The following is a 14135-nucleotide window of genomic DNA, read 5'->3' on the forward strand; positions in this document are numbered from 1 at the left end:
ACGCCCTAGAACTCGCCGATCCCCGGCGTGGCGAAGCCCCACGGCGTGGCGAACTCGCCGTTCTCCGGGGCGGTCGCGCTCTCGGTGACGGGGTCGTCGACGTCGGTGCCGCCCCCTTCTCCCTCGCCGGTGCCACCGCCGTCGCCGTCGGTACCGTCGCCTGTTCCGTCACCGTCGGTACCGTCGCCGCCGGTGTCCTCGCCCCCGCCGGGGTCGCCACCGTCGGTGGGCTCCTCGCAGGTCTCGGGGTCGTACTCGCACACGTCCGGTTCGACCCCGGCGCACCCCTCGGCGTGCGGATCGGTGGCGCAGTCCGGCGCGGGCGGGGTCCACTCCGGTTCGTGGGGCTCCTCCACGACCGGTGTGTCCGCTCCGTCCTCCACCGTCCCGACCGGGATCTCCTGCTCCTCCGAGGCGCCGGGCTCGTCGGTGACGGTGTCCACCGGAGTGTCGGAGGGGGTCGATCCGGTGGGCACCACCGGTCCGGGCCTGCCCTGCTCGTAGGACCACAGCAGCAGCGCCGCCAGAAAGCCCAGGGCCGCCACCATGCCCGCGGTCACCAGCGCGGGCCTCGTCCGGCGCCGGGCCGTGCGACGCGCCCCCGAGGGGCGCTCCGGGCGCGGTGTGAAGGCCTGCGTCGGCGGGACGCCGATACGCGCCGTGGGAGCGACACCGATCTGGGCCGGGAGTCCGTCGCGCTCGGTCGGAACCCCGTCCGGGCTCCAGCGGTCGCCGGTGCCGGTCCCCGGCGCGTCCGCGCCACCGGAAGCCGGTCCGTGCCCCCATGTGCCGTGACCCGTGTGCGCCGACGCTCCGGAACCCCCACTGTCGAAGCCCGTGTGCGCGTGAGCGTCGGCCGGGTGCTCCGGTCCCGCGGCCGAACCGGGCCCGTCGGCTCCGGCGCCCGCCGCCCCGGTCCCCTCCGGCCCGGGGCCGGGCGCGCCGGAAGCCCACTGCCCCTGAGGCGTGGCGCCTCCGTCGGTCGGCATCCCGGACCCGCCCGGTGCCGGGCCGGTGGCCGCGGTGCCCTTGGCCGGGTCCGCCGTCCCGCCCGCGAACGGGATCCACGGCCCGACGCGAATGCGCGCCGTGCCCTGGTCCACGGCCGTGGACACCTCCTCCAGCACCGCCGTGCGGGCCACCGGGGCGGCCGCCGACGAGGCGCGCCCGATCAGCCGGTCCAGCACCTCCACCGCGCTCGGCCGCGCCGCCGGGTCCTTGTCCAGGCACTGGCTCAGGACCGGCCGCAGCCGCTCCGGTACCTCCTCCAGGTCCGGCTCCGCGCTCAGCACCCGGTCGATCACCGCCATGGTGTTCTCGCCCGGGAAGGCGTGACGGCCCGTGGCGGCGAAGGCCATGACGGCCGCCCAGGAGAACATGTCGCCGGCCGAGGCCGCGGGCAGGCCCTGGATCTGCTCGGGCGCCATGTAGGCCGGCGTGCCCGCGACGGTCGTCGTCTGCTGGGTGGCGTCGGTGAAGCGCGCGATACCGAAGTCGATCACCCGGGGCCCGTCCGGCCCCAGGATGACGTTGCCGGGCTTGAGGTCGCGGTGCACGACCCCCGCCTCGTGCACGGCGGCCAGCGCCGTCACGGTCGCGATCGCCAGCCGGTCCAGCGCCGCCCCCGTGCGCGGGCCCTCGTCCGTCACCGCCGAGCGCAGGGTCGGCCCGGGGACGTACTCGCTGGCGATGTAGGGCACGTCCGCGTCCATGTCGGCGTCCAGCACCGCCGCGGTGCAGAACGGCGCGACCGTGCGCGCGGCGGCCAGTTCCCTGGCGAAGCGCGCCCGCTGGCGCCCGTCCTCACCCCACAGCCCGGTCAGCACCTTGACCGCGGCGGGTGAGCCGTCGTCGGCGTGCCCCAGGTACACGGTGCCCTGTCCGCCGGCGTCGATGCGGGCGGACAGGGTGTAGGGGCCGATGGTGGTCGGATCGGAAGGAGTCAGGGGAGTCGTCATGGCGTGAGCCCTGTCTGCGGGGTATCGCGGGCGGCGTTCTTCATCTGTCACTGTGACGTGGCGAAGGCCGTCGGCGGTTCTTGCCCTGAGGTAACAGTCCGCTTACCTTTTCCGGACACGAGGGGAGGCCGGCCCACACATGTGTGCGAACCGGCCTCCGGGTCCCCCGCCCATCGCGCCCCGGGAGGGCGCGGGTCAGAACCCCAGGGCGTGCATCGCGAAGTGGAACGCGAACACGGCCGAGAGCAGCCACATCAGCCAGCCGACCTCGGCCACCCGCCCCTGGGCGGTCTTGACGATGGTGTAGGCGATGATCCCGATCCCGATGCCGCTGGCGATGTCGTAGGTGAACGGCATCATCGCGATGGTCAGGAACGCCGGGATCGCGATGGAGATGTCCGACCAGTCGATCTCGCGGATGTGCATCATCATCATGGCGCCCACCAGCACCATCGCCACCGACGCGGCCTGGGCGGGGACGATGCCGAACACCGGCGCGAAGAAGATCGCGGCGAGGAAGAACAGCCCCGTCACCACGCTCGCCAGGCCCGTCCGGGCGCCCTCGCTCACTCCGGCGGTGGACTCCACGAACACCAGCGTGGCCGAGGAACTGGTCAGGCCGCCCGTCACGGCGCCCGCGCCGTCGGTGACCAGGATCTGGTTCACCCGGGGCATCTGCCCTCCCTCCCCGGCGATGTCGGCCTTGGTGCCGATGGCCAGGATCGTGCCCAGCGCGTCGAAGAACCCGGCCAGCACGAGCGTGAACAGGATGACGCCGGCCGTCGTCACGCCCGCCGAGCTCCACGCCCCGAACATGTCCACCTGGAAGAGCAGGCCGAAGTCGGGGGCCGCGACCGGGTTGCCGGGCAGGCTCGGGCTGCCGCTGCCCCACGCCTCGTCGCTCAGTCCCGCGGTGTAGTGGACGATGATCGCGAACACGGTGGCGCCCACGATCCCGTAGAAGATCGCGCCCGGCACCCGGCGCACCAGCAGGATGCTGGCCAGCACCAGGCCGGAGACGAACACCAGGATCGGCCAGCCGTCGAGGTGGCCGCCGCCTCCGGCGGAGCCGAGCTGGAGCAGGCCGCCCTCGCCGGCGCTGACGAAGCCGGCGTTGGACAGGCCGATCAGCGACACGAACAGGCCGATGCCCACGCCGATCGCCATCTTGAGGTTGTGCGGGAGCGCGTTCATCACCGCGGTGCGCACACCGGTCACCACCATCGCGATGATGGCGATGCCCTGCCAGACCACCAGGCCCATCACCTCGGGCCAGGTCATCACGGGCGCCGCCTGGTAGGCGACCACCGCCATGACGCCCAGGGCGGCGGCGCAGGCGATCGGCGCGCGCCCCACCAGGCCCATCATGATCGTGACGAGCCCCGCGGCCAGCGCGGTCATGGTGGTCAGCTGGGCGGGGGAGAGGAAGTCCCCGTTGGCGTCGGGGACGCCGCCGAGGATGATCGGGTTCAGGACGATGATGTACGCCATCGCCATGAAGGTGGTGAGGCCGCCGCGGATCTCGCGGCCGACGGTGGATCCGCGCTCACTGATGAAGAAGAAGCGGTCGAGCCAGGATCGAGCCGGTGCGGTGCGCGCCTCGGGCGCGACACCGTCCTTGGTACTGGTCATGTCCCCTCCTGGAGGGAGATGAGCATGGCGAAGCTCGCCATGTGTGGGGGGAATGCTACGGAGAGTAGCCGATCGTGCGTAGGCGCAGAACCACGCTGTCCTGCGGGGCACCCGCCCCGGTGCCGAGGGCGCCGGCGGAGCCGGGGCGGGCGGTTCAGGTGTGACGGGGCGGCGGAGTCAGCCGCCCGCGGTCACAGGTCGATGCCGACGATGTCCTCCGGCCGCACCGGAGCGTGCGTCAGCGGGCGCCCGGTGGCGTCGCGCACCGCCGCCACGATCGCCGGCGTCGACGACAGCGTCGGCGGCTCACCCGCGCCGCGCAGCCCGTAGGGCGCGTGCGGGTCGGGGTGCTCGAGCACCTCGATGCGCATCGGCGGGGTGTCCAGGATGGTCGGGATCAGGTAGTCGGTGAAGGACGGGTTGCGGATCTCGCTGTCCTTGACCTGGATCTCCTCCATCAGCGCCAGGCCCAGGCCCTGGGTCGAGGCGCCCTGGATCTGACCGGCGAGCTGCTGCGGGTGCAGCACCTTACCCACGTCCTGGACCGCGTCCAGGGCCACGACCTTCACCAGGCCGAGCTCCACGTCCACGTCCACCACGGCGCGGTGCACGCACATCCCGAACTGGGTGTGCGAGGAGCCCTGGCCCAGGACCGGGTCGATCATCTCGGTCGGGCGGTGGTGGTGCTCGCGGGTCTCCTCCACGACCGTGCCGCCGCTCGCGGACTCGCCCAGCAGGTCGGCCAGCGACGCCAGCACGCCGTCGGCCGCCGAGACCAGCTTGCCGCCGCTCAGGGACAGGTCCGCCTCGTCCCGGTCGGTCGGAACCACACCGCGTTCCCGGGCGATCGCGAACACCGACGCGCGCACGGCCTCACAGGCCAGCTTCACCGCGCCGCCGGTCATGTACGACTGGCGGGAGGCGGAGGAGGAGCCGGCCGAACCCACGCGGGTGTCGGACGGGTTGATGGCCACGTTCTCCACACCCAGTTCGGTGCGGGCGATCTGGCCCTTGACGGTGACCAGGCCCTGGCCGACCTCGGCGGCCGCGGTGTGCACGAGCACCACCGGCTCGCCGGCCACGATCTCCAGCCGCACGCGCGCGGTGGAGTAGTCGTCGAACCCCTCCGAGAAGCACAGGTTCTTCAGGCCCACGCCGTAGCCCACTCCGCGCACGACACCCTCGCCGTGCGTGGTCCCGGCCACGCCGCCCGGGAGGGTGCGCAGGTCGGAGGGGTCGGGCAGCTCGGAGCGGTCGGCGGGCATCGGCAGCTCACGGGCGCGCCGGAGCATGTCCGCCATCGGCAGCGGGCTGTGCAGCTCCTGGCCCGTGATGATCCGCGAGCCCTGCGCCATGGCGTTCTTGATCCGCAGGTCCACCGGGTGCATGCCCAGCTCCCGCGCGAGCTTGTCCATCTGCGACTCGTAGCCGAAGCACGCCTGGACCGCGCCGAAACCGCGCATCGCCCCGCACGGCGGGTTCGTGGTGTACACCCCGTAGGCGTCCACCAGCACGTTGGGCACCTCGTAGGGGCCGATGCCCAGCGAGGAGGCCACACCCACCACGGCCGGCGTCGCCGAGGCGTAGGCGCCGCCGTCCACGATGATCTCCAGCGTGGCGTACAGCAGCGTTCCGTCGGCCCTGGCGCCGTGCTCGAAGCGCATCTTGGCCGGGTGGCGGTGCACGTGGCCGTAGAAGGACTCCTCGCGGTTGTACACGATCTTGACCGGCTTGCCGGTGCGCAGCGCGAGCATGGCGCCGTGGATCTGCATCGAGAGGTCCTCGCGGCCGCCGAAGGCGCCGCCGACCCCCGCCATGGTCATCCGCACCTTGTCCTCGGGCAGGCCCAGACAGGGCACGATCTGCCAGAGGTCGCTGTGCAGCCACTGGGTGGCGACGTAGAGGTGGACGCCGCCGTCCTCCTCCGGCACGGCCAGGCCGGACTCCGGACCCAGGAACGCCTGGTCCTGCATCCCGACCTCGTACTCGGTCGACACGACCGCGTCGGCCTGGGCGCGCAGGGTCTCCAGGAGCTCGCGCTCGCGCTCCTTCTCCCCGGCCACGTCCTGGAACGCGCCGGTGCGGATGGGCTGGTAGCGCACCCGGTTGCCGGACTGGTGGTACTCCTCGTGGATCTTGAGGGTGCCCTCCTCGTGTACCAGCGGGTACTCCGGGTCGAGGGCGGCCCGGCGCGAGTCGCTGACCGGGGGCAGGACCTCGTAGTCGACCCTGATCCGCTCCATGGCGCGGCGCGCGGTCTCCGGGTGGTCGGCGGCCACGAGGGCCACCGGCTCACCCTTGTAGCGCACCTTGCCGAAGGCCAGCACGGGCTGGTCCTTGTACTCCAGGCCGTAGCGCTTGGCGCCGGGGACGTCCTCGTGCGTGAGCACGGCCTCCACGCCGGGGACCTTGAGCGCCTCGGTGATGTCGATGCCCAGGATCCTCGCGTGCGGGTGGGGGCTGCGCAGGGTCATCCCCCACAGCATGTCCTCCATCCACATGTCCGAGGAGTAGGCGAACTCCCCGGTCACCTTGAGCGTGCCGTCGGGGCGGCGCGGGCTCGACCCCAGGCCGTCCCTGGTGGTACTGGACAGGTCCGTGACGGTGGGGCTGGTCGTCGTGGCCATCAGCGGTTCACCTCCTGGAGAAGGGCGCGGTGCGCGGCCCGGCCGCGCGCGGCGGCGGTGTCGGCGGACAGGGTGCGGAGCTCACCGCGGTCGACGACCGTACGGCCGCCGACCAGCAGGCGCTCCAGGGGCGGCGTGGGGCCGAAGACCGTCGCGACCACCGGGTCGTCGATCACGTCGTAGCCGAACCCGTCGACCCGCCACAGGGCGATGTCGGCGAGCTTGCCGACGGTGAGCGAACCGAGTTCGGCGTCGCGGCCCAGCACCCGTGCCCCGCCCAGGGTGGCCATGTGCAGGGCCTGGCGGGCGCTGAGCGCCTGCGGGCCCTTGCGGGCGCGCGCCATCAGCAGCGCCTGGTGCATCTCCCCGGCCAGCGGGGTCAGCTCGCTGGAGGCCGGGCCGTCCACACCCAGTCCCACGTGCGCGCCCGCCTCCAGCAGCTCGGTGGTGCGGCAGATGCCCGCGCCCAGCCGGGCGTTGGAGGTGGGGCAGTGCGCGATACCGGTCCCGGTGGCCGCGATCCGCGCGATGGCGGCGTCGGACAGGTGCACCGCGTGCGCGAACCACACGTCCTCGCCCAGCCAGCCGAGCTTCTCCGCGTACTCGACGGGGGTGCACCCGAACTCGGCCAGGCACTTCTCCTCCTCGTCGAGCGTCTCGGCGAGGTGGGTGTGCAGGCGCACGCCCTTGGCACGGGCCAGCTCGGCCGCGCCGACCATCAGCTCCCGGCTCACCGAGAACGGCGAGCAGGGCGCCACCGACACGCGCGTCATGGCGTCGGAGGAGGCGTCGTGGTGGGCGTCGATGGCGGCCCCGGTGGCGCCCAGCGCCTCCTCCAGGCTCTCCACGACGCTGTCCGGCGGCAGGCCGCCGGAGCTGTGGCCCCGGTCCATCGACCCGCGGGCCAGGTCCAGGCGGATGCCGACCTCGCGGGCGGCGGCCACCTCGGCGGCGACGATGTCGCCCCGGCCCGAGGGGAAGATGTAGTGGTGGTCGGAGGCGGTGGTGCACCCCGACAGCGCGAGGTGGCTCATCCCCGCCGACGTCGTGTTCCCCACGACCTCCGCGTCCAGCCGGTGCCAGATCTCGTACGAACCCACCAGCCACTCGAAGAGCGTGCCGTCGGCGAACAGCCCCTGGGTGGCCCACTGGTAGAGGTGGTTGTGCGTGTTGACCAGGCCCGGCGTGGCCAGGCAGCCGCGACCGTCGACCTTGCGGGAACCCGGGACCTCGGGGGCGGGGCCGGGCCCGACGGCCCCGATGCGGCCGTCGCGCACCACGATGTGGCCCTGCGCGTACTCCCCGCCGTCCACGGTCACGACGTGGGCGCCCTCGATGACGGTCACGTCACTCATGTGCGGCTCCGCTCTCGGCTCGGCGCGCGGCGGCCATGTGCACGGCGTCGATGATCTTCTCGTAACCGGTGCACCGGCACAGGTTCCCGGCCAGCGCCTCACGGATCTCGGCGTCGTCGGGAGCGCCCTTGCCCGCGCCCACGGTGCGCTCCAGCAGGTCGTCGGTCTGCACGAGCAGGCCCGGTGTGCAGAAGCCGCACTGGACGGCGCCGGCCTCGACGAACGCGTCCTGGACGGCGCCCAGGGTGCGGTCCGATCCCTTGCCGGGCTCCTGGGCCAGACCCTCGACCGTGCGCACCGCGCGGCCCTCGGCCTGCCCGGCGGCGATCATGCACGAGCACGCCGTCACACCGTCGAAGTAGACGGTGCACGAGCCGCACTCGCCCTGCTCGCAGGCGTTCTTGCTGCCCGGCAGGCCCAGGCGCTCGCGCAGGACGTACAGCAGGCTCTCGCCCGGCCACACGTTCTCGGCGGTCATGTCCTCGCCGTTGACGTTGACGTTCACGCGCATCGCGTGACTCCCTTCCGGTACTCGGTGGCCGACCAGGACAGCGCGCGACGCGCCATCACGGCCATGGAGTGGGTGCGGTACTGCGCGGTGCCGCGCTGGTCGTCGATGGGACGGGTGACGGAGGCCACCAGCTCGCCGAAGCGCCGCACGAGGCTCTCCGACGGCAGGGTGGCGCCCTCCCAGTCGAACTCGGCGGCCAGGAACGCCTCGGCCTCCTCGGCGCGGATCGGAGTCGGGGCCACCGAGCCCAGGCCGGTGCCCACCGTGCGCTTCTCCGCGTCCAGGGCCAGGCTGAAGGCGGCCACGGAGATGACCATGGCGTTGCGGGTGCCGATCTTGGCGAACTGCTGCGGGCCCTTGGGCTCGGGCAGCAGGACGGCCGTGATGAGCTCGTCGTCCTGCAGGGCGGTCCTGCGCAGGGAGAGGTAGAACTCCCGGGCGGGGACCCGCCGACGGCCCCGCACCGAGGCCAGTTCGACGACGGCGTCGGTGGCGAGCAGGGGAGGGTGGGCGTCCCCCGCGGGCGAGGCACCGCCCAGATTGCCGCCCACGGAGCCGCGGTTGCGGATCTGCGGGGAGGCCACCGTGCGTGCGGCCTTGGACAGAGCGGGAGCGCTCCGCGACAGGTGCTCGACGATCGTGGAGTAGGGCACACCCGCGCCCAGGCGGATGTGGTCGCCCTCGGTGGCCCACTCACCCAGCTCGGGCACGCGGGCCAGGTCGATCAGGGCCGACGGGCGCCGCTTGTCGAAGTTGAGTTCCACCATGACGTCGGTTCCGCCCATGATGGGGACCCCGTCAGGGTGGGCGCTCTTGGCCTCAAGCGCCTCCTCCAGAGTGGAGGGACTCAGGAATTCCATGCTTGTCCTCGTTGCTCGCCAGGTCAGGTCGGTCAGCGGTCGGTTTGCGCAACTCCTCGGTACATCAGGTAGTGGTGTGAAGTACACCACCGACGACGGGCGTCCAACTAGCACGCGATGCCATGAAGTGCCAGTGGAACGAACAGTTATCGTTGGTCGTTTCCTACAAGCGACGATCAGGCGAACAATCGGTGCCGAGGGCGACCACCGCCCCTCGCGCGGGTCGCCGAACGCGCGCATCACCCGCGGGCCGAGGCCCGCCCACGAGAGTTCTGAGGGAAGTCCATGCAGATCAGTGAGCTGGTCGCCGTCAAGCGGCTGCACCTGCGGTTCCTGACGGGAGCCGAGCACCAGCACCGCACCGTGCGCTGGGCCTACACCACGGATCTGCTGGAGCCCGCCCGCTACCTGCGCGGCGGCGAGTTCGTCCTCACCGGCATGATGTGGCGCACCCGGCCCGAGGACTCCGAGATTTTCGTGGCCTCCGTCGTCAGCGCCGGGGCCGTCGCGATCGGCGCCGGCACCGCCCTGGGCGAGATCCCCCCGGACCTCATGGCCGCCTGCCAGGCGCACGACATCCCGCTCGTGGAGGTCCCCTCCGAGACCTCCTTCGGCGCGGTCACCGAAGAGGTCCTGCGCTCGCTCACCCAACGCCGCTTCACCACCATCGCCGAGACCCGCGACCGCCACCGCCGCCTGATGGCGGAGGTCGCGGCGGGCGCCGACTTCCCCTCCGCCTTCGCCGACGCGGCCACCCACGCCTCGACACGTGCCTGGGTGATCTCCTCCACCGGCCGCCACGTGGCCGCGACCACCGAACCGCTGGCCGAGCACGACCGCGAATGGATCGCCGCCAGAGCCCTGACCTGGTCGTCCTTCCCCCACACCACCCGCCTGCCCGTCGAGGGCGGCCGCGTACTCACCGTCGTACCCGTCCAGGCCAAGGACTCCCATCCGCTGTCGAACTGGCTGCTGGTCTGCACGGGCGACCACCAGGTGTGGGGCGACGAGGAGCACGAGGCCGTCGCCGAACTGGTGTCGGTCTCGGTGCTGGCGCGCAGCCGGGTGGAGGAGCGCGCCCTGACCGACGCCCGCCACCTGGAGGGGCTGCCGCGCCTGCTGGCCGCCCAGCGCTTCGACGAGGTCACCGCGCTCATGGACGGCACCGGTGCGACCGCCGGGACCAAGGACGGGGGTCACGTGGTGGTGAGCGCCGTGATGATGCCCGAGCCGCGCGTACCCGACCTGGCGCGGCGCGTGCTCACCGAACTCGTCGCGGACTGGCCCGGCGCGGTCGTGACCGGCGAGAACGACACCCTGGCCGTGGTCCCGGTCGAAGGCGGCGAGTCCCAGGCGCGCGAGCGCGCCGAGGAGATCCGGTCCGAACTCGTCCACCGCGCGCGCGTCCTGGAGGGCGGACTGCTGGACTACCGGCTCGCCATCGGCCTGAGCTCAGCCGCGCACGGCGTGCCCGAGCTGCGCGGGGCCGCCGTGGAGGCCCGCCACGCGCGCCGCCTGGCCGAACTGCGCGGCGGGCGCTCACGCGTCATCGCCGGGGCGGAGATCGACTCCCACGAGCTCCTGCTGGCCTCGGTGCCCGAGGAGGTGCAGACGTCCTACCGCGAACGCCTGCTCGGCCCGCTGGTGGCCTACGACCGCGACCACCGGTCGGAGCTGGTGACGACCCTGGAACGGTTCCTGGAGCACTCCGGGTCCTGGCAGCGCTGCGCCGCGGCCATGCACGTCCACGTCAACACCCTGCGGTACCGGATCGGCCGGGTGGAGGAGCTGACCGGCCGCGACATGAGCAGCCTGGAACACCGCGTCGACCTGTTCCTGGCGCTCAAGCTCCGCGACTGAGCGCGCGGTCGGGCGCCCGACCGCGCGAGCCCTCCCCGGTTCTGTCACCGGCGGCGGCTAGGGTGCGCGCGATGAGTACCGACCTCTCCACACCCCTGACCACCGACGCCGACCTGTCCGGAACGGACCTGCGCGACGCGCTCGCCGAGCCCGCCGGACAGCGCCGGGAGTTCGTGCGCTGCGACCTGTCCCAGGCCGACCTGCGCGAGACCGACCTCGTGGACGCCGTCTTCACCGACTGCCGCCTCGACGGAGCCCGGCTGGACCGGGCGCTCCTGGACGGGGCACTCCTGACGGGCGGCAGCGCCTCGGGCGCGACCCTCGCCGGGGCGGAGTGCGCCGACGCCCGGTTCGAGCGGGTGGACCTGGCCAACACGCGCTGGCAGGGCGCACTGCTCACCGACGCGGCCTTCTCCGGCTGCCGGATGACGGGGGCGGGCCTGACGTCGCTGCGCGGGGTGGGGTACTCCTTCGCGCACTGCAACCTCATGCTGGCCCGGTGCAAGGGCCTGTCCCTGCGGGGGCTGACGCTGGAGGGCCTGCGCATGGACGAGGCCGACCTGGCCAGTGCCGACCTGCGCGAGACGGTGTGGGTGGAGTCGCGGCTGCGCGGCGCCAACCTGGTCAACGCGCGGTTCCAAGGCGCGGACCTGCGCGGCGCCGACCTGGGGGAGCCGGGCCTGGACCAGGCCGGATACCTGCGCGGAGCCACCATCAGCCCGGCGCAGGCGGGGGCCATCCTGGGGGCGCTGGGGATCACGGTGGCGGAGTAGGAACCGCGGCGGGGGAGCGGGGCGAGGGGCCGCCGGGCGCGGGGACGGCGGCCGGGTGCCGCCCCCGCGCGCCCGTCGGCGGGTGCGAGGACGCGAGGGCGCGGTATCGGCGCTGATGTGCCGGTCCGCCCCGTCGCCCGCCCTCAGAGTGTCCGGAAGGTGTCTTGTGGCGAACGGCGTTCGAAACTACGGTCGGTTCCGAGCCGGGTTGTCGAACCGGTTCGACGCCTCCTTGAGGAGAACACTTGCACCCCCCGTTGAAACGGACGCTCGCGCGTCTGTCCGCCCTCACTCTGCTCGCCGGTGTCATCGCCGCGGGGCCCGCCTCCCCCGCGAGCGCCGCCGACCTGACCCTCACCGTCGACGTCGGGCAGGTCGTGCGCCCGGCGACGCAGGTCGCCGCCGGCGGCCTCTACGGAGTCGGCTCCGACTCCCAGCCGACCACGGACATGCTGCTGCCGCTGAACCCGACCAGCTTCACCCAGCCCCCGCCCGGCACCACCCACCTGGGCAACGGCGCCACCGAACCGTGCTGCGACGCGCTCGACGTGGGGCACAACATCACCAGGGCCGGTGCCCAGCAGTTCATCCGACTGCCCGACATCTATCCCACCTTCCCCTACGAGTGGCAGGGGTGGGGTGACTGGGAGCAGAAGGTCACGACCATGGTCAACGACCGCCTGGCCGCGACCGACACGACCAACATCCACGGCTGGGAGCTGTGGAACGAGCCCGACTGGACGTGGGACACCCAGGCGGCCGGCTCCTTCAGCGACGGCTGGACCCGCACCTACAACCTGGTGCGGTCCCTGGACCCGGTCACTCCGATCGTCGGACCGAGCCCGTCGGTCTACCGGCACGACGACATGCTCGACTTCATGACCCACGCCCGCGACACCGACACCCTGCCGGACGTGATCGTGTGGCACGAACTCGACGACATGAACTGGGACTCCTTCGACGACCACGTCGCCGACTACCGCGCCATCGAGCAGCAGCTCGGCGTCTCGCCGCGCCCGATCGCCATCAACGAGTACAACAGCTTCAACCAGATGGACGTCCCGAGCGTGGCCCTGCACTGGATGAGCGTGTTCGAGCGCCACGGCGCGCGTGAGGCGCACCGCGCCTACTGGTTCGAGGCCGGCACCTTCGACGGCCTGTTCACCCTGGACAACGAGCCGACCGCGTCGTACTGGCTCTACCGCTGGTACGGGGAGATGACCGGCAACATCGTGGCCACGACCCCGCAGAGCTGGCTGGACGGTGTGGCCTCCTACGACTCCAGCCGCCAGATCGTCAACGTCGCCTTCGGCGGCGACTGGGGCGACAACACCGTCGACGTCACCGGCCTGGACTCGTTCGGTTCGTCGGTCGACGTGCGGCTCCTGTCCACCCCCGGATCGGGTCGCCACACCCACGTCGCCGAGCCCACCGTCGTGCGCGAGGAGACCATGCCCGTCTCCGGCGGCCGGATCTCGGTTCCCGTCAACGGTATGGACGCCGAGGGCGCCTACCGGCTCCTGGTCACCCCGGCGGGCGGGCCGGCCAGCTCCTGGCAGCAGGTGTACGAGGCGGAGAACGCCACGGTCGTCAACGCGCAGACCCGGTCCTCCGGCGAGGCGTCGAACGGCTACTACGTCGGCGGGATCGACGGGGACGCCGACATGCGCTCGGACTCCTTCGTGGACTTCACCGTCAACGTGCCCGAGGCGCGCGGCTACACGATGACCATCGACTACGCCAACGGCACCGGGGCGACCTCCACGCACGGTCTGGCCTACAACGGCAGCGACTGGTCCACGGTCTCCTACCCGCCGACCGCCGGGTGGGGACAGTTCGCGACGACGAGCGTGACCGTCGACCTCCAGGCCGGATACAACGTGATCCGGCTGGCCAAGGGCTCACCCCACTTCGAGGGCGGTACCGGCTACGCCGAGATCGACAGCATCACCCTGTCCTGAGGGCCGCGTCCCCGGGCGCGGCAGCGGGCCCCGTCGCCGAGACGGGGCCCGCTGCCGGTGTCGGAGGACCGGCGGCTCAGGCGAACCGGCCGGGCCGGTGGTCGCCGGCCGGGTTCTGGATCATGACGTTGAGGCGGTTGAAGGCGTTGATGAGGGCGATACCGGCGACCAGGGCGGCCAGTTCCTCCTCGTCGTAGTGCCTGGCGGCGTTCTCCCAGACCTTGTCGCTGACTCCGCCGGCGGCATCGGCGATGCGGGTGCCCTCCTCGGTCAGTTCCAGGGCGGCGCGCTCGGCCCCGGTGAAGACCGCGGCCTCGCGCCAGGCGGCGACCAGGTTGAGACGCACGGGGTCCTCTCCGGCGTGGACGGCGTCCTTGAAGTGCATGTCGGTGCAGTAACCGCAGCCGTTGATCTGGCTGGCCCGCAGCCGCACGAGTTCCCGGGTCGCGCGGGGGACGGTCGACTCGGAGAGGACCCGGCTCGCCGCCACGAAGTGCTTCATGACCTTGGTCGAGAGCTCGCTGCCGAAGGGGTCGATACGGGGCTGCATGGTGTCTCCTCGCCGTGTGCGCGGTGCCTGTCACTCAACTGACAGATC

At 72.5% G+C, this 14135-nt stretch carries 10 protein-coding genes; 3 read left to right on the top strand and 7 right to left on the bottom strand.

Annotated elements, in window-relative coordinates:
- Positions 1-5: 5 nt before the first annotated feature.
- The 6 genes from M1P99_RS24590 to M1P99_RS24615 form a co-directional block, all read right to left on the bottom strand.
- Entirely contained in the window at positions 6-1958 is a 1953-nt protein-coding gene (locus M1P99_RS24590; protein WP_304454947.1) for a serine/threonine-protein kinase, read from the bottom strand.
- A gap of 195 nt (positions 1959-2153) precedes the next feature.
- Positions 2154-3590, bottom strand: a complete 1437-nt coding sequence (locus tag M1P99_RS24595; protein WP_304454948.1) for an NCS2 family permease — start codon at positions 3588-3590, stop codon at positions 2154-2156.
- 191 nt (positions 3591-3781) lie between these two features.
- Positions 3782-6217: a xanthine dehydrogenase family protein molybdopterin-binding subunit gene (locus M1P99_RS24600; protein WP_304454949.1), complete on the bottom strand. Its 2436-nt coding sequence runs from the start codon at positions 6215-6217 to the stop codon at positions 3782-3784.
- Positions 6217-7572 carry an 8-oxoguanine deaminase gene (locus M1P99_RS24605; RefSeq protein ID WP_304454950.1) on the bottom strand — a complete coding sequence of 452 codons (1356 nt, stop codon included), beginning with the start codon at positions 7570-7572 and terminating at the stop codon, positions 6217-6219. Before M1P99_RS24605 ends, M1P99_RS24600 begins: the two co-directional genes overlap by 1 nt.
- Positions 7565-8083 carry a (2Fe-2S)-binding protein gene (locus M1P99_RS24610; protein WP_304454951.1) on the bottom strand — a complete coding sequence of 173 codons (519 nt, stop codon included), beginning with the start codon at positions 8081-8083 and terminating at the stop codon, positions 7565-7567. Before M1P99_RS24610 ends, M1P99_RS24605 begins: the two co-directional genes overlap by 8 nt.
- Positions 8074-8943: a xanthine dehydrogenase family protein subunit M gene (locus M1P99_RS24615; RefSeq protein WP_304454952.1), complete on the bottom strand. Its 870-nt coding sequence runs from the start codon at positions 8941-8943 to the stop codon at positions 8074-8076. The genes M1P99_RS24610 and M1P99_RS24615 overlap by 10 nt, the downstream gene beginning before the upstream one ends.
- A gap of 285 nt (positions 8944-9228) precedes the next feature.
- Between M1P99_RS24615 and M1P99_RS24620 the strand changes: the two genes are divergently transcribed.
- The 3 genes from M1P99_RS24620 to M1P99_RS24630 all read left to right on the top strand — a co-directional run bounded on the left by M1P99_RS24620 (position 9229) and on the right by M1P99_RS24630 (position 13537).
- Positions 9229-10803, top strand: a complete 1575-nt coding sequence (locus M1P99_RS24620) for a PucR family transcriptional regulator (protein WP_304454953.1) — start codon at positions 9229-9231, stop codon at positions 10801-10803.
- A 71-nt stretch (positions 10804-10874) separates the two neighbouring features.
- Positions 10875-11576 (top strand): pentapeptide repeat-containing protein, encoded by a 702-nt coding sequence (locus M1P99_RS24625; protein WP_304454954.1) that lies wholly within the window; start codon positions 10875-10877, stop codon positions 11574-11576.
- A gap of 245 nt (positions 11577-11821) precedes the next feature.
- On the top strand, positions 11822-13537 hold the full coding sequence (locus M1P99_RS24630) for a CBM35 domain-containing protein (RefSeq protein ID WP_304454955.1): 1716 nt from the start codon (positions 11822-11824) through the stop codon (positions 13535-13537).
- Between the two features lie 76 nt (positions 13538-13613).
- Here M1P99_RS24630 and M1P99_RS24635 read toward each other — a convergent pair whose 3' ends face one another.
- On the bottom strand, positions 13614-14087 hold the full coding sequence (locus M1P99_RS24635) for a carboxymuconolactone decarboxylase family protein (RefSeq protein ID WP_304454956.1): 474 nt from the start codon (positions 14085-14087) through the stop codon (positions 13614-13616).
- Positions 14088-14135: the final 48 nt, after the last annotated feature.

Source organism: Nocardiopsis sp. YSL2 (assembly GCF_030555055.1).
Taxonomy (GTDB): Bacteria; Actinomycetota; Actinomycetes; order Streptosporangiales; family Streptosporangiaceae; genus Nocardiopsis.